Source organism: Nonomuraea terrae, assembly GCF_044465245.1.
GTDB lineage: Bacteria > Actinomycetota > Actinomycetes > Streptosporangiales > Streptosporangiaceae > Nonomuraea > Nonomuraea terrae.
This window is the reverse complement of the sequence record NZ_JBITLL010000001.1, coordinates 466165-485774: the sequence shown is the minus strand read 5'-3', so window position 1 is coordinate 485774 and position 19610 is coordinate 466165. Positions and strand designations below refer to the sequence as shown.

The 19610-nt window shown below is 71.3% G+C and carries 20 protein-coding genes; 9 read left to right on the top strand and 11 right to left on the bottom strand.

The genetic code is table 11. The annotated features are described in order from the left end of the window. Positions 1-57: 57 nt before the first annotated feature. Both trhA and ACIBP6_RS02345 read right to left on the bottom strand, forming a co-directional pair. A complete protein-coding gene (gene trhA / locus ACIBP6_RS02350) occupies positions 58-705 on the bottom strand; it encodes a PAQR family membrane homeostasis protein TrhA (protein WP_397047951.1) in 648 nt (215 codons plus the stop codon). 53 nt (positions 706-758) lie between these two features. Continuing rightward, positions 759-2291: a penicillin-binding transpeptidase domain-containing protein gene (locus tag ACIBP6_RS02345; RefSeq protein ID WP_397047949.1), complete on the bottom strand. Its 1533-nt coding sequence runs from the start codon at positions 2289-2291 to the stop codon at positions 759-761. Positions 2292-2341: 50 nt separating this feature from the next. Here ACIBP6_RS02345 and ACIBP6_RS02340 point away from each other — a divergent pair, with 50 nt between their 5' ends. Beyond that, positions 2342-3163, top strand: a complete 822-nt coding sequence (locus ACIBP6_RS02340) for a spermidine synthase (protein WP_397049277.1) — start codon at positions 2342-2344, stop codon at positions 3161-3163. Positions 3164-3270: 107 nt separating this feature from the next. On the opposite strand, the gene ACIBP6_RS02335 is transcribed toward ACIBP6_RS02340, so the two are convergent. Together ACIBP6_RS02335 and ACIBP6_RS02330 are read right to left on the bottom strand one after the other, a co-directional pair. Beyond that, complete coding sequence (locus ACIBP6_RS02335; RefSeq protein WP_397047947.1) at positions 3271-3801, bottom strand: hypothetical protein; 531 nt, start codon at positions 3799-3801, stop codon at positions 3271-3273. Positions 3802-3813: 12 nt separating this feature from the next. Beyond that, a complete protein-coding gene (locus ACIBP6_RS02330) occupies positions 3814-4332 on the bottom strand; it encodes a hypothetical protein (RefSeq protein ID WP_397047945.1) in 519 nt (172 codons plus the stop codon). A gap of 134 nt (positions 4333-4466) precedes the next feature. On the opposite strand from ACIBP6_RS02330, the gene ACIBP6_RS02325 reads away from it, so the two are divergent. The 5 genes from ACIBP6_RS02325 to ACIBP6_RS02305 all read left to right on the top strand — a co-directional run bounded on the left by ACIBP6_RS02325 (position 4467) and on the right by ACIBP6_RS02305 (position 8739). After that, positions 4467-5135, top strand: a complete 669-nt coding sequence (locus tag ACIBP6_RS02325; protein ID WP_397047943.1) for a TetR/AcrR family transcriptional regulator — start codon at positions 4467-4469, stop codon at positions 5133-5135. 545 nt (positions 5136-5680) lie between these two features. Continuing rightward, the gene (locus ACIBP6_RS02320) at positions 5681-6625 is read left to right on the top strand and encodes an SPFH domain-containing protein (protein WP_397047941.1); all 945 of its coding nucleotides are present in this window, start codon (positions 5681-5683) and stop codon (positions 6623-6625) included. A 5-nt stretch (positions 6626-6630) separates the two neighbouring features. After that, positions 6631-6879, top strand: a complete 249-nt coding sequence (locus tag ACIBP6_RS02315) for a hypothetical protein (RefSeq protein WP_397047939.1) — start codon at positions 6631-6633, stop codon at positions 6877-6879. Next, positions 6854-7513 (top strand): GOLPH3/VPS74 family protein, encoded by a 660-nt coding sequence (locus tag ACIBP6_RS02310; protein WP_397047937.1) that lies wholly within the window; start codon positions 6854-6856, stop codon positions 7511-7513. Before ACIBP6_RS02315 ends, ACIBP6_RS02310 begins: the two co-directional genes overlap by 26 nt. Positions 7514-7551: 38 nt before the next feature. Then, entirely contained in the window at positions 7552-8739 is a 1188-nt protein-coding gene (locus tag ACIBP6_RS02305) for a DUF418 domain-containing protein (RefSeq protein WP_397047935.1), read from the top strand. Here ACIBP6_RS02305 and ACIBP6_RS02300 read toward each other — a convergent pair. Beyond that, on the bottom strand, positions 8715-9392 hold the full coding sequence (locus tag ACIBP6_RS02300) for a response regulator transcription factor (RefSeq protein ID WP_397047933.1): 678 nt from the start codon (positions 9390-9392) through the stop codon (positions 8715-8717). The genes ACIBP6_RS02305 and ACIBP6_RS02300 overlap by 25 nt on opposite strands. Next, the gene (locus tag ACIBP6_RS02295; protein WP_397047931.1) at positions 9385-11130 is read right to left on the bottom strand and encodes a sensor histidine kinase; all 1746 of its coding nucleotides are present in this window, start codon (positions 11128-11130) and stop codon (positions 9385-9387) included. Before ACIBP6_RS02295 ends, ACIBP6_RS02300 begins: the two co-directional genes overlap by 8 nt. A gap of 175 nt (positions 11131-11305) precedes the next feature. Between ACIBP6_RS02295 and ACIBP6_RS02290 the strand changes: the two genes are divergently transcribed. From ACIBP6_RS02290 to ACIBP6_RS02280, 3 genes are all read left to right on the top strand, one after another. Beyond that, positions 11306-12697, top strand: coding sequence for a serine hydrolase (locus ACIBP6_RS02290; protein WP_397047929.1), 1392 nt, complete (start codon positions 11306-11308; stop codon positions 12695-12697). A 165-nt stretch (positions 12698-12862) separates the two neighbouring features. Beyond that, positions 12863-14257 carry a serine hydrolase gene (locus ACIBP6_RS02285; RefSeq protein ID WP_397047927.1) on the top strand — a complete coding sequence of 465 codons (1395 nt, stop codon included), beginning with the start codon at positions 12863-12865 and terminating at the stop codon, positions 14255-14257. Positions 14258-14338: 81 nt separating this feature from the next. Next, complete coding sequence (locus tag ACIBP6_RS02280) at positions 14339-15304, top strand: pirin family protein (RefSeq protein ID WP_397047925.1); 966 nt, start codon at positions 14339-14341, stop codon at positions 15302-15304. Between the two features lie 64 nt (positions 15305-15368). Here the strand turns inward: ACIBP6_RS02280 and ACIBP6_RS02275 are convergent, their stop codons facing one another. From ACIBP6_RS02275 to ngcE, 5 genes are all read right to left on the bottom strand, one after another. Further along, positions 15369-15917: a superoxide dismutase family protein gene (locus tag ACIBP6_RS02275; protein WP_397047923.1), complete on the bottom strand. Its 549-nt coding sequence runs from the start codon at positions 15915-15917 to the stop codon at positions 15369-15371. A 105-nt stretch (positions 15918-16022) separates the two neighbouring features. Next, positions 16023-16298 carry a 4a-hydroxytetrahydrobiopterin dehydratase gene (locus ACIBP6_RS02270; protein ID WP_397047921.1) on the bottom strand — a complete coding sequence of 92 codons (276 nt, stop codon included), beginning with the start codon at positions 16296-16298 and terminating at the stop codon, positions 16023-16025. Positions 16299-16308: 10 nt separating this feature from the next. Beyond that, positions 16309-17151, bottom strand: coding sequence for a carbohydrate ABC transporter permease (locus tag ACIBP6_RS02265; protein WP_397047919.1), 843 nt, complete (start codon positions 17149-17151; stop codon positions 16309-16311). Positions 17152-17153: 2 nt separating this feature from the next. After that, on the bottom strand, positions 17154-18068 hold the full coding sequence (locus ACIBP6_RS02260; protein ID WP_397047917.1) for a carbohydrate ABC transporter permease: 915 nt from the start codon (positions 18066-18068) through the stop codon (positions 17154-17156). 3 nt (positions 18069-18071) lie between these two features. Continuing rightward, positions 18072-19511, bottom strand: a complete 1440-nt coding sequence (ngcE, locus tag ACIBP6_RS02255) for an N-acetylglucosamine/diacetylchitobiose ABC transporter substrate-binding protein (protein ID WP_397047915.1) — start codon at positions 19509-19511, stop codon at positions 18072-18074. Positions 19512-19610 lie beyond the last annotated feature (99 nt).

Sequence of the window (19610 nt, the reverse complement as noted above, 5' to 3'; positions counted from 1 at the left end):
CGAAAAGAGCCCAGTACGGGGTCAAATATCAGCGATCTGGACGCCCGTACGCCGGCGTCATCCGTGCGAGTAGACCACGATCGACACCGCGATGTACTGCACGAGGTAGGCGGCGATGGTGAAGGCGTGGAAGATCTCGTGGAAGCCGAACCAGCGGGGTGAGGGGTCGGGCCGGCGCAGGCCGTACACGACGGCGCCGGCCGAGTAGAACACGCCTCCGACGGCCACCAGCACCACGGCGGCCACGCCCGCGCCGTCCAGCAGCTGCGGCATGACGAAGATCGCCGCCCAGCCCAGCGCCAGGTAGAGCACGGTGTAGAGCCAGCGCGGGGCGCCCATCCAGAGCATCCGGAACAGCACCCCGGTCAGGGCCCCGCCCCAGATCACCGACAACACCGCCACCCGCGCGACCCCCTCCAGGGCCAGCAGCGCGAACGGCGTGTACGTGCCCGCGATGATCAGGTAGATGTTCGCGTGGTCGATCCTGCGCAGGAACTCGGCCAGCCGGGGGCCGAGCGTGCCGCGGTGGTAGGTCGCGGAGATGCCGAACAGCAGGGCCGACGTGATCGCGTAGACGGCGCTGGCCAGGCGGGCCTGCACAGTGGGGCCGAGCGCCACGAGCACGAAGCCCGCGACCAGCGTCACGGGCAGCGCCCCGGCATGCAACCAGCCACGCAGCCTCGGCTTCACGGTGATGGTCGTCATAGAAACCTACGGTACCGTAGGTTACGGTTTCCGCCGCTTGGCCGAGACCGAGATCACACGCCGTTCAGGAAGCGGGCGGCGATCGGCGCGGCCGTGGCCCGCCCCGATCCGCCGTGCCGGACGAACACGCAGAAGGCCAGGTCCTCGCGGAAGCCGATGAACCAGGCGTGCGAGGTCTCCCCCTCGACCTCGGCCGTGCCCGTCTTGCCCGACACGTCGGGGGGAAGCCCGGCGTCACTGGCCGTGCCGTGGTCGACCACGGCCCGCATCATGTCCCTGAGCGCGGCCACGATGCCGGCGTCCATCGGGGCGTCCTCACCCGGCACGCCGTCGAGGCGGCGTACCTGCTCCTCCGACAGCAGCCGGGGCGAGCGCCAGACGCCGCTCTCCACGGCGGCGGCCAGCGCGGCCATGCACAGCGGGCTCGCCACGACCTCGCCCTGGCCGATCGCGTCGGCGGCGAGCACGTCGAGGTCGGCGGCCGCCGGAACGGCTCCGCAGGTGCCGCCGATGCCGGTCGCGACCGACCGGCCGAACCCCCATTCGTCCGCCGTCCTGCTCAGCTCCTCGCCGGTGAGCCGGGTCGTGACCTGCTCGACGAACGTGGTGTTGCAGGAGTGGGCGAAGGCGTCGGTGAACGTCACGACCCCGCGGTCCACCTCGCCGTCGTTGGTGAAGGAGCGGTGGAACGGGATCGTGTACGCACCGGGGCAGCCGACCTGCGCCGCCGGGTCGAGACCGCTCTTGAGCAGCGCCGCCGCGGTGATCGTCTTGAACACGGAGCCGGGCGGGAACACGTCGCGCACGGCGCTGTAGTTGTCGCGCAGACGGTCGGCGAGCGCCAGGATCTCGCCGGTGCTCGGCCGGATGACGACGATCGCGGAGTCGTCCACGGCGTCCAGCGCGCGGGCCGCCGCGGCCTGCACCGGGCGCGACAGGGTGGTGCGCTCGACGTTCGCCTCCGGCCGGCGGGTGATCAGCTGCCGGTCGGGCTGCCCCGGCAGCTTCGACACCAGCGCCCACCCGTGGTTGGCCTCGGCGAACTCGGGCCTGAGCGGTTCGAGGTAGGCCTCGGCGTAGCTGTCGTTGGGGATCTTCTCGCCCTCGCTGGTGACGAGCTCGGCGGCCGAGGCGTCGACCTCCGTCAGCTCCAGCGTGCCGCCGTCCTTGAGCAGCGGGTGCAGCGTCTCGGGCGTCCACAGGACCTTCCAGGCGCGGTCGCGCACGCCCAGCCGCAGGACGCCGTCGAACGGCCAGGGCCCCAGCTCGGCGAGCTCGCGCACCCCCGCGAACGGCACCTCGACGCTCTCGTCCCCGGTCTCACGCGGACTGCCGGGAGTGAGCCGGAGCGAGTCGACGTGCAGGTCCTCGCTCAGCGCGCGGTGCCGCTCGGCGAAGTCGGACGGCGGCTGGTCCACCAGCCTGACCATGGCCATCACGTCACCCCTGCGCCAGGCGTCGAAGTACTCCTCGGCCGTCTGCTCGGCGCTGCCCTTGACGCGGTTGGCGGACGCGACGGCGAAAGCACCGGCCCCGACTATCGCGACAAGCGCGATGACGAGCACAATCAGCCTTCGTCGTCGCATACGGTTCTCCCAGGGAGGGATCTGACGTGGTACGTGGACAGCGGGAACCGATGCCCGGCCTGTATCCGGTGACGTTCGGCGAGGTCGAGCTTCTCCGGGACCTGGACAGGCAGGACGGCTGGATGTTGTCCAAGGATGGCGTACCTCAGTCGTACGTAGACCTACAAGACCCGACATTTCTGGAATTTGAGTATGTACGGCTCATGGCGGACGTGATCGACCTCCTCTCCGAGGGTCCGCTGAGCTGTGTCCACGTCGGCGGCGGCGCCTGCACGATCCCCCGTTACGTCTCGGCCACCCGGCCCGGGTCACGCCACATCGTCATCGAGCCCGACGGCCTGCTGGTCAACCTCGTACGCGAGCAGCTCGGCCTGCGGTCGGTGCCCAAGCTCAAGGTCATCGTCGCGGGCGGGCGTGAGGGCACCGCCAAGGTCTGGGACGCCACGGCCGACCTGATGGTGCTCGACGCGTTCGTCGGGGCGACGATGCCGGTGGAGCTGGCGACGGCCGAGTACATGGGCGATCTGGCGCGCGTCCTGCGTCCCGGCGGGACGCTGCTGATCAACATGGCCGACGGCAAGGGGCTGGCCTTCGCCAAGCGGCTGCTGGCCACGGTGACGGGCACGTTCGGCCATGTGGCGCTGCTGGCCGAGCCGGGGATCATGCGGGGGCGGCGCTTCGGCAACCTCATCGTGGCGGCCTCCCGCACGGAGCTGCCGGTCGACCTGCTCACGCGGCGGGCGGCGGGCGGGCTGACGCAGGCGCGCTGCGTGCACGGCGAGGCGCTGACCCACTTCATCGCGGGCGCGGCCCCGATCAGGGACGGCGACCCCGTCCTCGCCCCCGTCCCGCCTCCGGCCGTCTTCGACTGACACGGCGCAAGGTCGCGTGGGCGCTGGAACGCGGCGTCCGCGGCCCTCTCCGACGGGAGCGGGAGGCCGCGGGCCGGGTGGTGCGTGTCCGCCTGTGACCTGGCGGCTCAGCTGACGTACGCGTCCGCCGCGAGCAGGACGATCACCAGGAGCGAGCCCGCGGTGGTGAGGACGAACCGCACCACCACCAGCGGCCGCAGCCAGGAGGGGAAGCCGGAGCTCGCGGCGGCGATCACCCGGCGGGCGTCGAGGGCCCGCGCGGCCGGGTCGCCTGACTTCGCGAGGGCGGCCTCGGTGTAGCGGGTCGCGAACACCTGGCTCGTGGTGACGAAGCCGGCGCCGGCCAGGACGAGCGGCGTGACGACCCATGACAGCAGGCGGCCGGTCTCGTCCCCGGCGAGGTTGAGCGCGCCCAGCGTGCCCAGGACCGCGCCGATGGCGAGGGCCAGCCCGAACTCCCAGGCCCGCTCGGCGAAGCGGATGCCGTGACGGGCGAGGACGCCGGGCGCGTGGCCCTGGCGGGCCACCTCCGCCTCGGCGGCCCGCTGTGCGGCCTCTCCGGTGAACCAGACCGTGACCGGAAGGACGAGGAAGGTCGTGGCGAGCAACAGCTGCAGTGCGGCGATCAGGGCGGTCATGGCGTCCGCCTTTCAGGCCGTGGCGGTGAGGGCGAGGGCGAGGAGTGAGGCGCCGAACACCACGACGTGGCGGGCGTTCGCCAGCTTCCACGTCCAGGACGGGAAGCCGGACTCGGCCGCCTTCAGCAGGGCCACCACGTCGATGCGGGCCAGCGTCGGGTCGCCCTTGCGGGCGAAGGCCGACCGTACGGACGAGACCGCGGTGACCTGGCTGTAGACGACGAGGCAGTTGACGACCAGGACGAGCGACTGCACGATCCACGTCACCGTGCCGGCCCAGGAGACGGCGGTGACGTTCAGCACGGCCGCCGCGACCATCACGGCGGCGATGCCCCCGGGGGCCCACGTCTCGTGCCCGCCGGCGTCGAACCTCATCCCGTTCTCGGCGAGCACGGAGCCGCGCGCGCCCTGGCGCTCCAGCTCGGCGTGGGCGCCGGCGGTGGCGGCGGCTCCGTAGCGGTGGCGGACGAGCGGGATGCTGACGAATGCCAGGGCGACGAGGACCTGCATCACGGCGACGACGACGTTCATGGGGGGACTCCTTCGTGCCGGCCGCTGCCGGCGCTTGAACTAAGTACAAGAGGAAGGTAACCCGAGACTTGAACTAAGTGCAAGAGCGTTCCTGAACTTTGTGCAACTGCGGGTCGATGCCCTATCGTTCGGGCATGCCGCGTGACACGCTGAGCCGCGACCAGATCGTCAGGACCGCCGTCGAGCTGCTCGACGAGGAGGGCCTCGACGGCCTCAACATGCGCGACCTCGGCAAGCGGCTCGGCACGGTCGCGACGGCGGTCTACTGGCACGTCAAGAACAAGGACGACCTCATCCTGCTGGCCGGCGACCAGGTCTGGGACGAGGTCGAGCTGCCCGACCTCGACGCCGTCGACTGGCGGACGGCGGCGACGCGGATGGCCGGCAGCCTGCACGCCATGCTCGCCCGGCACCCGTGGCTGGTGCAGGCGTTCGGGTCCCACCTGTTCTACGGCCCCGCCAAGGCGCGGCACGACGACCACAGCCTCGCGGTCTTCGAGGCGGCGGGCTTCCGGGGCGCGGCGGCCGATCTGGCGTCGGCGGCCGTCTTCACGTACGTGCTGGGCAACGTGCTCGGCATGTCGGCGCTCGACTCGCTCACCAAGCGGCTGAGCCGTACCGGCAAGGATCCCGAGGAGCTGATCGGCGCCACCATGGCCAGGGCGCGCGAGATCGCCGGCGACTTCCCGCGCCTGCGCGCCCGCCTCGGCACGTCGTCGGACGACTACAACGCCACCCCGGAGCACACCTTCGAGTACGGCCTGCGCGCCCTCCTCGACGGCATCGCCGCCACCCTCCCCTGACTCGGCGGCGCATCACCGTCCGTGTCGATCCGGGCTGCCGCCTCCGGCGGCGGTGCAGCCGGGCGGTCTGAATTCCAGCGATCCGGCACGCGCCGGCCGTCCGACGCCCGCACGTGCCGGGGCAGCCGATCGGCCTTGAACGGCCCCGGGACGGTCAGGGTGCCGAGCGCGTACGGGGCCATGAAGCCTTCGGCGGCATGGACGCGGCAGGCCGACCTTGCCGAGATCCGCCTGCCGGCCGTTCTCCAGCACCCGGAAGCCGATGATGTGGCTCGTCCCGTGAAGTACGCGGGCACGAGATGGGTCACCGCCATCGCCCTCGCGGCACTCGCGGGGCCGCCGGCACGGCAAGCAGCAGCAGGACCGCCGTTCGCGTGATGAACGTCCGCATGCCACCCCTGCGCCGGACGGCGCCGATCGGTTCCGCCGGAGGGGTGGCGGGAGCGGCTCAATGGGCTTACCGACTGCGACCGCGGGTATCCCCGTGCGCGAAAAAGTGATATCACTTTGCTAGCAAGATGAAGTCATAGGGAAGGGGAGAGGCGATGACGGAGACGTCGAGCGGTGTCGCGATCGAAGCGGCGGTCGTCGACATGCCCGCGCCGCGCATCGAGGAGCGGCCGGTACGGGCCGCCAACGGGTTCGTGATGCTGGGGATCTCGCTGGTGCTGGTCCTGGCCGGGATCGCGCTGCTCATCATGGGGATCGTCATGCTCGCCCGGGGCCAGGGCGGGTTGTGGCTGGTCGCGCTGACCATCCTGGCGATCCTCGCCGGGCTGGTCCTGAGCTTCGGGCTGACCGCGGTCGCGCCCGGCGAGGCACGGGTCGTGCAGCTGCTCGGCCGCTACGTCGGCACCCTGCGCACCCCCGGCTTCCAGTGGGTCAACCCGATCACGTTGCGCCGCCGGGTGTCCACGAGGATCCGCAACCACGAGACGGACGTGACGAAGGTCAACGACGCCGACGGCAACCCCATCCAGATCGCGACCGTGGTCGTCTGGCAGGTGCGCGACACCGCGCAGGCGGTCTTCGAGGTCGACGACTTCGTGGAGTTCGTCGCGATCCAGGCGGAGACGGCCGTGCGCCACATCGCGGGCAGCTACCCGTACGACTCCCACGGCGACCCCCGGCTGTCGCTGCGGGACAACGCCGACGAGATCAACGAGCAGCTGTCGGCCGAGATCGCGGCCCGGGTGGCCGCGGCGGGCGTGAAGATCATCGAGTCGCGCATCGTCCATCTGGCGTACGCGCCGGAGATCGCCCACGCGATGCTCCGCCGCCAGCAGGCCGGCGCGGTCGTGGCGGCCCGCCAGCGGATCGTCGAGGGCGCGGTCGGCATGGTCGAGATGGCCCTGGCCAAGCTCGCCGAGCACGACGTGGTCGAGCTCGACGAGGAGCGCAAGGCCGCCATGGTCAGCAACCTGCTCGTCGTGCTGGTGGGCGACCGCGACACCCAGCCCGTGGTCAACACCGGCACGCTCTACCAGTAAGCACCGTGGAGCGCAAGAAGATCCTCCTGCGGCTCGACCCGGTGGTCCACGACGCGCTGGCCAGATGGGCGTCCGACGAGCTGCGCAGTACGAACTCCCAGATCGAGTTCCTGCTGCGCAGGGCCCTGTCCGAGGCCGGGCGCCTGCCCGACAACGTCGGGGGGATGCGACCCCGCGGACGCCCTCGCAAGACCCCGCAGGACGACGAGCACGACGAGGGAGCAGACGATGCAGACGCTGGTGCACCAGGATGAGCCGCTGACCCGATCGGCCTTCCTGCTGGCCTTCGACCTGCGCAAGCAGAAGCTGGTCAACCGCGGCCGACTCGGATACCTGCTGCGCGCGGCGGCCCTGGCCGAGCTGCTGCTGGCCGGCCATCTGGCCGACGACGCGGGCAAGGCGCGGGCGGTCAGCCCGCCCAAGGCCCGCGAGGGCTCCCTGCACGCGGCCCTCTGGAAGGACGTCAACGCCTCGCGGCCGCGGTCCTGGGGGCGATGGATCAGCAAGGAGCACGCCCAGGCGTTCCGCCTGGTGCGCGACGACCTGGCGGCCGCCCGGCTGATCCGGGTGGAGCGCCGCCGGATCCTGCTGTTCCCGATCGAGCACATCACGCCGCGCAAGCCGTACGTGTCGCGCCGGCTCACCGAACAGGTGGGCAGGGCGCTGCGCAGCGGCCGGCCCGTGGCCCGGATGGACGGCCGCGTCCGCGTGCTGGCGGCGCTGTCCGCCTCCGCCGGGCTCAAGACGGTCATGCCCTCGCGGGGGGAGTCGCGGCTGCGCGAAGACCGGATCCACCACCTGTCCACGCCCGTCGAGCCGATCGCCACGGCGCTGCGCAAGATCGTGGAGGCGGCCACGGGGGCGCACACGCACGGAGGCGGCGGCTGACGACACTGCCTGCCCGCCCTGACCCGGAGGAGACCACCGTGAACACCTCGACCCCTGCACCGACCCGCGCGCCCGGCCCGTCCGGCGCGCCCACCGGGCGGGCGCCGGCCCCCGACCTCGCTCGCGGCGTGATGCTGCTGGCCATCGCGTTCGCGCACGCCCCGCTGTTCGTCACCGACGCCGGCCGCGGGCCCGGCCTGGCGAACGAGATCACGAGCTTCTTCCACATGGTGTTCGTCAACAACCACGCCCGGCCGCTGTTCGCCTTCCTGTTCGGCTACTCGCTGGTCCAGCTGCTGAACCGGCGGCTGGCGCGCGGCGACGAGTGGGTGAGCGCCCGCAAGCTGCTGCGCCGGCGGGGCTGGTGGCTGGTCGCCATCGGGTTCGCCCACGTCGTGCTGCTCGTCCCGATCGACATCCTGGCCACGTACGGGCTGGCGGCCGTCCTGCTCGTGGGGCTGTTGCGGCGCTCGGACCGGGCGCTGCTGTGGATCGCGGGGCTCGTCATGGTGCCGGCGACGATCATGGTCGGCGGCGCGATGGGCTTCCCGCTGTCGCAGGGCATCCCGACGTTCGCCAAGGGCAGCATCGCCACGGACGGCGCCGGCTTCGGCGAGTTGCTGAGCGGGCGCGTCACGAGCTGGCCGGTCACCCTGGCCGTCGGTCTCCTCATGGTGGTGCCGGGCGTGCTGATCGGCATGTGGGCGGGCCGGCGGGGCTACCTCGACGAGCCCGAGCGGCACCGTTCCTTCCTGGTCCGCGCCGCGGTGATCACCACGGCGCTGTCCGTGGCCGGTAGCGTCCCGGCCGCTCTCCTCCAGGCCGGGTGGTGGACGCATCCCTCCGGGGCGGCGCTGTGGCCGGCGTCGTTCGCGCAGCCGCTCACCGGCTACGCCGGCGGCATCGGCATGGCGGCGATCGTCGCACTGGTGGCGATCCGGGCGGCCCGCGGCCGGTTCAGGACGGCCGTGGAGGCGCTCGGGCAGCGCTCGATGACCTTCTACCTCTTCCAGTCCGTCGCGTTCCTCCTGGTCTTCTCCCCCTACGGGCTCTGGCTGGAGGACGACCTCGGCCTGGCGGCGGCGACCGGGGTGGGCGCGGCGACGTGGCTGGTCTCGCTGCTGATCGCCGAGTTGATGCGGCGTGCCGGGCACCGCGGCCCGGCGGAGATCCTGCTGCGCCGCCTGGCGTACCGGACCCGTCAGGACGTGTCGGGCCCCAGGTAGGCGAGGACGGCGGCGACGCGCCGGTGCACGTCGCCGCTGTTCTCCAGGCCGAGCTTGGTGAAGATGGCGTTGACGTTCTTCTCCACCGACGAGACCGACAGGTGCAGGGCGCGGGCGATGGCCGAGTTGGACAGCCCGTGGGCCATCTCGCGCAGCACGTCCCTCTCGCGGGCCGTCAGCGCGTCGCGCTGGCCGCGCACGTCGTGCCTGGCCAGCAGGCCCTCCACGACCTTCGGGTCGATGACCGACCCGCCGGAGGCCACCGCCCTGATCGCGCCCAGCAGCTCGTCGAGGTCGCCCACCCGGTCCTTCAGCAGGTACGCGTAGCCCTCGGTGCCGTGCTTGAACAGCTCGAACGCGAACAACGCGTCGGAGAACTGCGACAGCACCACCACTCCGACCTTCGGGTGCGCGGAGCGGATGCGGTGGGCGGCGTCGATGCCCTCGAAGCCCTGCCGCCACTCCCCGCCGGGCATCCGGATGTCGGTGACCACCACGTCGGGCCCGAGGCGGCGGACGGAGTCGAGCAGCTCGTCGGCGCCGCCCACCGCGCCCACGACCGCCACCTCGCCGGACATCTCCAGCAGCCTTCGGGTGCCCTCGCGCACCAGGTAGTGGTCGTCGGCCACCACCGTACGGATTCGCTCATCCATCGACCGGCACCCACGCGTTCACCCGTGTCCCCTCTCCTGTTCCGCTGTGCACCGTCAGCCCGCCGCCCAGCGCGTCGAGCCGGTCGGCGAGGGTCGCAAGGCCCCTGCGGCCCGTCGTCGCCGGGTCGAAGCCCTTGCCGTCGTCGCTCACCGTGGCCTGCAGCCGGCCGTCGTGGTGGACGAGGTGGACGTCGATGTGCGCCGCCTCGGCGTGTTTGAGGGCGTTGGCGACGGACTCGCTCACGGTGAAGTACATCGCGCCCTCGACGCGGTCGGCGAAGCGCCTCGTGCGCAGCGACGGCGACGTGGTCACCGTCGTGCGGACGGGCAGGCGGGAGCAGCGTTCCTCCACCGCGTCCACCAGACCGCCCTGGCTGAGGGACGACGGGTGGATGCCGGCCGCCAGCTCCCGCAGGTCGGCGAGCGTCTGGCGGGCCTGCTCGCGCAGGTCGGCGAGCATGCCGGGGTCGGCCCCGCCGGTTGCCCTGGCGAGTTCGAGGCCGGCGATGAGGGCGACGAGCTGCTGCTGCACGCCGTCGTGGATGTTGCGCTCGATGCGGCGGCGTTCGGCCTCCTGGGCGTTGACCAGGCGGGAGACCAGGGCGGCGTTCTGGATGGCCAGCCCGGCGGGCACGGCCAGGGAGTGCAGGAGGCGCCGGTCGACGCGGTTCAGCGGGCCGGCGATCTTGGGCCCGCACTCGATGCGGCCGGGGCCGCCGCCCACCAGCACCTCCAGCGCCGGCGGGCCGTCCTGCCGTCCGGCGACCACCCGCGTGCCGTCGGGCAGCGCCACGGCCGCCCATGTGACCTCCAGCCCCGACCGCACCGCGGCGGCCAGCCGGCCGAGCTGCTCCACCGGCTCGGCGGCCTCCTCCAGCGCCGTGCCGAGATCGGACAGCACCTCGTCCACGGTCGGGCGCACGTCGAAGACCATGTGCAGGCGTGATCCGCGGATGCCGACGCGGATGTCGAGCAGCCGATGCCGCACGATCGCCACCGCGATGGCGCCCGGCAGCGACCCCACCACGAACAGGATCCCCGTCATCGCGGCCGCCCCGTACATCGAGGTCCCGAGCACGCCGGTGACCGAGAGGGCCGCGATGACCATCCCCGCCAGGGTCGCGCAGTGGCCCGCGACCATCAGCGCGTACTGACCGCGCTCACCCTTCGCCCGCCGCCAGCGGCTGACGAGCCCGGCGAGCACGATGAAGCCCATGATCCACGTGACGATCTGGCCGAGCCCGCTCAAGGCGGACACGACCAGCAAGGCGGCCGACACCCCCGCCGGATTCCGGTACTGGCTGATGTCGATGACGAACCCGGTGGAGTGGATCGCGATCGCGACACCGGAGATCCACGCCACGACCGGCCACCGACGCCCCGGCGGCAGCCGGCCGTCGGGGAACAGCAGCGGCACGAAGATCAGGGTCAGGCCGTAGAAGGGTCCGTACATGGCGGCGAGGAGGCTGGTGAGCAGCGCCGGGGCGTCGGTCGTGCGCAGTCCGGCGCCGAGCGCGCCGAGGCCGAAGGACAGCCCGGTGATCAGCAGCAGCCAGCCGTAACGCAGCTCAGGACGCCGGTCGGCGAGCAGCCAGCCCAGCCCGGAGAAGCCCCAGGAGACGATGATGAACACCCAGCCGCCGGCCGCGAATGGTTGCTCGCCGGCCAGCACCGACCCGGTCGTGGTGGCGGCGGCCGCGGTCAAGGCGAGCGACCCGGCCAGCAGCCTCGATCTCATAGGGCCTCATGGTGTCGGGCGAGGTGCAGGGCGTCTATGAGGTTATCCGCATATTTGTTACGGCCATCCGCCCCGCTCGGACGGCGGCCCACCCGGTGGTCCCGATCACGCCGCGGCGGGTCTCCTGGGGTTCGGGAACGCACCGGCGCTCCCGGTGAACTCCGAAGGAGACCTCATGAATCCCTCGTCGAAGCCCGCCCGGCTCCTCGCGGTGGCCGCGGTGGCGATCAGCATGTCGGCCTGCGCGAGCGCCCCCGCCCCGGCATCCGCGGCCCCCGCCACACCTGGCAGGACCGCAGCCACACCCGCGGCCGGCACGACCGCCGTCGCCGCGGCGGAGATTCCGGACACGCCTGCCGGCCGCCAGCTCCGCTGGCTGTTCGACGCCGTCACCCGCACGCCGCTCTCCGAGAGCGAGCTGTCCGGGCACTTCGAGGCGGCCTTCCTCGCGAGCGTCCCGCCCGCGCGGCTCAACCAGACGCTGGCGTCGCTCGCGGACATGCGGCTGGAGGAGCTGCTGCAGTCGCGGCCGAACGCTGTGGTCGCCCGCGTCACGGCCGCGGGCACGCCTTTCACCGTCCAGCTCGACGTGAACGCCGCCGGGCTGATCAACGGCCTGCTCTTCCAGCCCGTAACCCCACCGCCCGCCACGCCGCGAAGCTGGGACGAGATCGACGAGCGGCTGTCCAGGACCGCGCCTCAGACCGGTTTCCTGGCCGCCGAACTGACCAGGAACGGCACGTGCGTCCCCGTGCACGCCGTCGCCGCCGGCCAGGCGTTCCCCCTCGGCTCCATGATCAAGCTGTACGTGCTGGGCGCGGTGTCCGAGGCCGTCGGCAAGGGCCGGTTCGGCTGGGACACCGAGCTCACGATCACTCCGGAGCTGCGGAGCCCGGGAACCGGAGGGCTGGCGGACCGTCCCGACAACAGCAGGGTCACCGTACGGGAGGCCGCCAAGCTGATGATCTCCATCAGCGACAACACCGCCACCGACCTGCTCATCCACCAGGTCGGCCGCAAGGCGGTCGAGCGCACCCTGCGGGCCTGGGGCGCCCACGACAAGCGCAACGTCCCCCTCATGACGACGAGGGAGCTCTTCCTGCTCAAGGGCGTGGACTACCCGAGCCGCGCCGAGCACTACCTGTCGCTGGGCGACGCCGAACAGCGCGCCTACCTCGATGACGTGGTGGCCGAGTGGCCGCTGTCGCGGATCGAGCCGTGGACGAAGCCCCGCGAGCTGGACAGGCTCGAGTATTTCGCCTCCCCCACCGAGATCTGCCGGGCCTACGCCGGGCTGGTGAAGCTGCGTGACGATCGCGTCGGGGAGATCATGTCGATCAACGACGCCGGGCTCGGGCTGGACCGGAACACGTGGCCGCGGGTGTGGTACAAGGGCGGCTCGGAGGTGGGCCTCAACGACATGAGCTTCCTCGCCCGCACCTCGGCCGGGAAGTCGTACGTGGCGACCGTGATGGCGGTGAACACGGACGCGGCCCTCCCCCCGCAGGTGGGTCAGGAGCAGGTGGCTCTCGCCCGCGGGGCCTTCCAGCTGGCCGGTGAGTCCTGATCCGGTCGTCCCGAACACCAGGTTCCGTCCGGTGTCTATGAGGTTGTCCGCATACTTCCTGCGGTCATCCTCCCGGCCGGACGGCGGCCCGCATGGTGGCTCCGAACAGGGCCGATAGGGTTTTCTGGAGATCACGCCCCCGCAGACCCCCGAAGGAAGTCCCCCATGAACCCCTCGTCGAAGCCTGCCCGGCGCCTCGCGGCGGCCGCGATCACGATCACCCTGCCGGCCTGTGTGGCCCTGCCCGCCTCGGCCCAGTCCACGGCCCAGTCCACGGCCCAGTCCACGGCCACGGCGGGCCCCGTGGCGCGGAGCGTGGCCGCCGCGCCGGAGATCCCCGACACCGCCGCGGGCCGGCAGCTGAGCTGGCTGCTCGAGGCGGTCAACCGCACGCCGCTCCCGGAGAGCGAGCTGGCCGGGCACTTCGAGGCGGGCTTCCTCACGAGCGTGCCGCCCGCGCAGCTCAACCAGGCGCTGGCCCAGTTCGCGGGCATGCGGCTGGAGCAGCTGGCGCAGCCGCAGGAGAACACGCTGGTGGCCCGCGTCACGGTCGCCGGTGTGCCCTTCGCCGTCCAGCTCTCCGTGAACGCCGCCGGGCTGATCAACGGCTTGCTCTTCCAGCCGGTCACCCCGCCGCCCGCCACCCCGAGCAGCTGGGACGAGATCGACGAGCGGCTGTCCAGGACCGCGCCTCAGACCGGCTTCCTCGCCGCCGAGCTGACCGCGAACGGCACGTGCGTCCCCGTGCACGCCGTCGCCGCGGAGCAGGCGCGTCCGCTCGGCTCCATGGTCAAGCTGTACGTGCTCGGCGCGGTGTCCAAGGCGATCGCGAACGGAAAGTTCGGCTGGGACACGGAGCTGACGATCACGCCCGAGCTGAAGAGCCTGCCGTCCGGCCAGCTCCAGGACCGTCCCGACGGGAGCAAGGTGACGGTGCTGGAGGCCGCCCAGCTGATGATCTCCATCAGCGACAACACCGCCACCGACCTGCTCATCCACCAGGTCGGCCGCAAGGCGGTCGAGCGCACGATGCGGGCCTGGGGCGCCCACGACAAGCGCAACGCGCCGGTCATCACGACGCGGGAGCTGTTCGTGCTCAAGGGCGTGGACCATCCGCGCCACGCCGAGCGCTACCTGTCGCTGAACAACGCGAAGCAGCGCGCCTATCTGGACGACGTGGTGGCGAAGGCGCCGCTGTCCCGGTTCGCCATGTGGACCGCGCCGCGTGACCTGGCCGAGCTCGAGTGGTACGCCTCCCCCACCGAGATCTGCCAGGCCTACGCCGGCCTGGTGAAGCTGGGTGACGAGCACATCGCCCAGGCCATGTCGATCAACGACGCCGGGCTCGGGCTGGACCGGAAGGAGTGGCCGCAGGTGTGGTTCAAGGGCGGTTCGGAGCCCGGTGTGTCAGATCTGTCCTTCCTCGCCCGCACCTCCGCCGGCAAGACGTACGTCGTGACCACGATGGCGATCGACCCGGGCGCGCCGCTCGACCCGATGGTGGCGCAGGAGCAGGTGGCTCTGGCCCGCGGCGCCTTCACGCTGGCCGGCGGCTCCTGACTCCCCCGAGGGCCGGGACCGTGGAATAGTTGAAAACTAAATCGGGTTGAGGCGGGCAGATCCCGCTGGAAGGAGCGCGACATGCCCGCCGTGACCGTCGAGAACCCGTTGACCCTCCCCCGCCTGCCCGAGCCGGTGGCCGCGGCCCCGGAGAGGAAGGTGCTCGCCGTCGAGACCGCGCCCAGCGGATTCGAGGGCGAGGGCTTCCCGGTGCGCCGGGCGCTGGCCGCCATCAAGCCCGAGTACCTCGACCCGTTCGTGATGATGGACCAGATGGGGGAGGTCGACTACGCGGCCGGCGAGCCCAAGGGCACACCGTGGCACCCGCACCGCGGCTTCGAGACCGTGACATACATGATCGACGGGGTGATCGACCATCTCGACTCCAACGGGGGCGGAGGGACGATCACCAACGGCGACACGCAGTGGATGACAGCCGGCGCGGGCATCCTGCACAAGGAGGCGCCGCCGGAGTGGCTCGTGCAGCAGGGCGGCCTCTTCCACGGCATCCAGCTCTGGGTGAACCTCCCGGGCGCCCAGAAGATGATCGCGCCGAAGTACCAGGACATCGGGAGCACCAGCGTCGTGCTGCTGAGCAGCCACGACGGTGGCGCGCTCGTCCGGCTCATCGCGGGCGACCTGGCCGGGAACGTCGGGCCGGGCAGCACCCACACACCGATCACGCTGCTGCACGCCACCCTCTCGCCTGGGGCGCGGCTGGTCATGCCGTGGCGCAAGGACTTCAACGCCCTGGCGTACGCGCTGTCCGGCCGCGGGACGGTGGGGAGCGAGCGGCGGCCGATCGCCGACGGGCAGCTCGCGGTGTTCGACGGGTTCGGGAACCGGCCGGGCCTCGCCACGGCGGCCGAGACCATCTCGATCACGGCCAAGGACACCCTCGACGTGATCGTGCTGGGCGGTCAGCCCATCGGCGAGCCGGTGGCGCACTACGGGCCGTTCGTCATGAACACGCGGGAAGAGCTGGTGCAGGCGTTCGAGGACTTCAAGGCCGGCCGGCTCGGCACCGTGCCGGCCCATCACGCCTGACCCCTCGCACGACCGCGTCGCCCGGGATTCCCGGGCGACGCGGTCGACATCGTGGGCGGACGCGCTACTTCAGGGTCAGGCAGGCGACGCGGGCGCCGGCGTCGCCGACCTTCGGCCCCGAGGTCACCGTGGGGTCGGCGTGGATCACCAGGGAGCCCGGGAGCTTGGCGCGGGTGAGCGTCCATTCGTTGCGCGAGCTGGAGCGGCCGGCGCCCTCGGCGTCGGTGGTGAAGTCGAGCCAGACCTCGCTGGACGGGTTGATCTGGCCCGCGTGGTGCTGGAAATGCGGGCCCGCGGCCTCCGGCTTCTTGCCGCAGGGGTTGGCGTGCAGGTGGGAGCCGTAGCGGCGGTTGGGCAGCAGGCCCTCGACCACCAGCGAGGTGCGCGTCTGGCCGCCGGAGGACTCCACGGTGACGCTGGCCTGGGAGCCTTCGGGGGCGAGCTTGCGGTCGTAGACGATGGCCGAGGTGTCGCCGGTGGTGAACTCCCCCGCGCCGGTCAGCTTGATCGAGTCGCCGGGCGACGCGATGCCCTTGGCGTTCGTCGCGTCCTGCGCGGGGCCGGGCGGGCCCGCGCAGGCTGCGGTGAGAAGGACGAGCAGAAGTGCGGGCACGCGCATGGAATGACCCCCCAAGATCCGAGCCCCCTCCGGATCGAGGGCTCCGAGAGGCCACCCACTCTAACCAGTGACCGAATGACTACGGACGGCTATCGCGGCCTAGGTGCCATGTTTTGCCGCGATGTCATCGATCAGGGCCGCGAGCGTGAAGTCGAGATCGGTCAGGCCGCCCTTGTCGTGGGTGGTGAGCGCCAGGTGCAGCGTCCGCCAGCGGATGTCGATGTCGGGGTGATGATTGAGCTCCTCCGCCTTCACCGCGATCTCGTCGACGATGCGGATCGCGGTGGGGAAGTCGGGCGCGTCGACCGTGCGCCGGATCTCGTCACCCTCGCGCCGCCAGGCGGGCAGATCGCTGAGTCTGCTTTCGACGTCCATGCCGCCCACGTTACTTCAGTGCTCCCGAGCTCAGCCCGGACTGGATCTGCCGCTGGAAGACGACGTAGACGACCATCACCGGCAGGATCGTGATGGACAGCGCGGCGAACAGCGCCGGCCAGTCGGCCTCGTAGCCGGCCAGCGTCGAGATGCGGGCGATGCCCTGGGTGAGCACCCATGTGTCGGGGTCGCCGGCCAGCAGCACCAGTGGCAGGAGGTACTGGTTCCACTGGCCCAGCACGTTGAAGATCGTGATGCTGACCAGGCCCGGCCTGGCCATGGGCACCATGATCTGGACGAACGTCCTGGTGTGGGAGGCGCCGTCGATCATGGCGGCCTCGGCGACGGCCTCCGGCAGCGTACGGAAGAACGCCGCCAGGAAGAACACGGTGAACGGCAGCGAGTAGGCGATGTAGACGAGCACGAGGCCGACGTGCGAGTTGAGCAGGCCCACCTGCCGCACGACGAAGAACAGCGGCCCCAGCGCCAGGAACACCGGGAACGCCAGCCCGGCCACGAAGTAGTAGTAGATCAGCCGGTTGCCGGCGAACGAGAAGCGCGCCAGCACGTACGCCGCCATCGAGCCGAACACCATCGTGCCGGCCGTGCCGAAGAAGACGACGATGACGGTGTTGAGCATGTACCGCCCGATGTGCGCGGTGTCCCAGGCCCGCCCCCAGGCGTCCAGGCGCAGCTCGCCGGGGAGCTGCAGCGGGTCGCCGAAGATCTCGGTGTTGTTCTTGAACGACGCCAGGAACGTCCACAGCAGCGGCGCGATGATCAGCAGCGCCCAGACCGCGAGCGCCATGTGGGACAGCCCGCTCAGCACGCCGGGCCTCGGCCTTTCACGCATGTCTAGAGCTCAACCCTCTCACGCCGGGTCGTCCGCAGGGTCAGCACGGCGAACGTCACGGTCAGGAAGAACAGCGCCACGCCCATCGCGGAGGCGTACCCGACTCTCTGGTAGGAGAAGGCGGTGTTGTAGATGGTGACCGGCAGGACGGTCGTGGCGCCGTCCGGCTCGCCCTTGTCGCCCGCCAGCACCTGGATCAGCGCGAAGCCGTCGAGGGCGGCGATGCCCAGGTAGATCCAGCCGACCTGGACGGTGTCGCGCAGCAGCGGCAGCGTGATCGAGAAGAACAGCCGGACGCGGCCGGCGCCGTCCAGGGCCGCCGCCTCGAAGTAGTCCTTGGGGATGGCGGCCATGCCGGCCGAGAAGAGCACCACGTAGAAGCCGACGCCCTGCCAGACCATGACGGCGATGACGGACCACAGGGCGAGGCTCGGCTCGATGAGCCAGCCGACCGGCTCGACGCCGAGCCGGGCCAGCACGCCGTTGATCACGCCGACCTCGTCGGGCCGGTAGATGGCCTGGAACAGCACCCCGACGACGGCGACGGCGAGCACCTGGGGGAAGAAGAACACCACCCGGTAGAACCGGGAGCCCCACAGGCCGCGCATGCCGTCGCCGCCGGGTCCGCCGCCGAGGTTCAGCAGGAAGGCCAAGAAGAGCGCGATGGCGATGGTGACGACGGGCAACGTCAGCAGCATGATCCCGTGGTTGCGCAGGGCCTGCCAGAACACCTCGTCGCCGAGCAGCCGGCCGAAGTTGTCCAGCCCGACGTGGGTCACGACCGAGCTGTAGCCGTTCCAGCTGGGCAGGGAGAGCTGGAAGGCCTGGACGTACGGGCTGATGACGAAGACCGTGTACAGCACGAGGGGGACGGCCAGGAACGTGGCCACGAACCCGTACGTGCGCCACCGCCGCATGGGCTACCGGCTCCGCGTCTGCTTGGGAACCGATGCGTCGTTCTTGACGGCGTCGGCCTTCTCCTGCAGGTCGGCGCAGAAGCGTTCCGGGGTGATGCGTCCGGCCATGACCGCGTTGGTCTGCGCCGTGCCGTAGTCGAAGAGCTCCTTGTACCAGCCTTCGAACCTGGCCTCGGTGATGATGTTCGCGCCGGCGCTGTCCTGGGCCCTGGCCGCGCTCATCAGGCCGGCGGGCAGGTCGAGGCCCTCAGCGGCGCCGTTGACGACGGTGAGGTTCCGCGTCCGCTCGGTGAAGCCGCGGGCGCCCTCCTTGGAGAGCATGATCCGCAGGTACTCCAGGCCGCCCTGCGGGTTCTCGCCCTTGGCGCCGACCACGAAGTTCTCGCCGACGCCGACCTGGATGGCGCCGTACGGCATGGTGTCGGCCGCGGTGACGTCGGGGATGGGGGCGATGGCGTACTCGAAGTCGTCCGGCTTGTCCTTGGCCATCTCGTTCTCGATCCAGGAGCCGACCGGGTAGAACAGCACCTCGTGGCGCAGGTGTTTGACCTGGGTCTGGGTGTGATCGAGGCCGAAGTACGATTTTTCGCCGTATTTGGCCTGGATCTCCGCCCAGGCGGTGACCGCCTGCTTGACCGGCCCGGCGTTCCAGGCGCCCTCCGCCAGGTTGTCGATGTCGACGATGACCTGGTTGCCGCCGATCTTGGCGGCGGTGTAGAGGAGGTTCCAGAGCTGGTAGTACGGGCCCTTCTGCCCGGGATACGCGAAGAGCGCGATGCCCTCCTTCTTCGCCTGCTCCCCCAGCGCCGTGAACTCCGCCCAGGTCGTCGGCACCGCCCAGCCCATCGAGGCGAAGAGCGCGGCGTCGTACCAGAGCGCCCGGTGCGACACGGTGTAGTTGAGGACGAGGTCCTTGCCGTCGATCTTGGCGTTGTCGATCACCGCGGGCGTGATGGTGTCGCGCACCCGCCTGGCGGGGTCGTCGATCGAGGGCGCGTCGAACAACGGGGTCAGGTCGGCCAGGTGGTTCTCGGCGGCCAGCGCGGCCAGGTCCATCGACTCGGGCCCGGAGTTGTTGAGCACGTCGGGCACGTCGCCGGCCACGAAGCGCGGGCGGAGCTGGGTGCCGATCTGCTGGGTGGCGTTGTGCTCGATCGTGACGCCGGGGAACGCCTTCTTGTAGAGCTCCTGGTGCAGCTCCCTGGCGTAGGCGTCGCCGTACCCGCCGCTGAAGATGACCACCTCCAGGGGCTTCCTCGCGTCGACGCCGAACGGGTTCCGCGCGTCGGCGGAGGCCGTGATCGAGGGGGCGGGGGCGGGCTCGGCGCCCGTGCCCGCGGTGGCGCAGGCGCTCAGCAGGCCCGCTCCGGGCCCGGCGACGAACGCGGTCAGGCCGATGCGGCGCAGCAGCCCGCGCCGGGTGATCTCGCCCGGATGGGTCATGGCGGCTCCCGAATTAGGAAAGTTTCCTAAACGTTTCCCGCAACGTACGAACGTGGCCGACACCCGTCAAGGGGTGGCCGCCGAGACGTGACCGGGCCG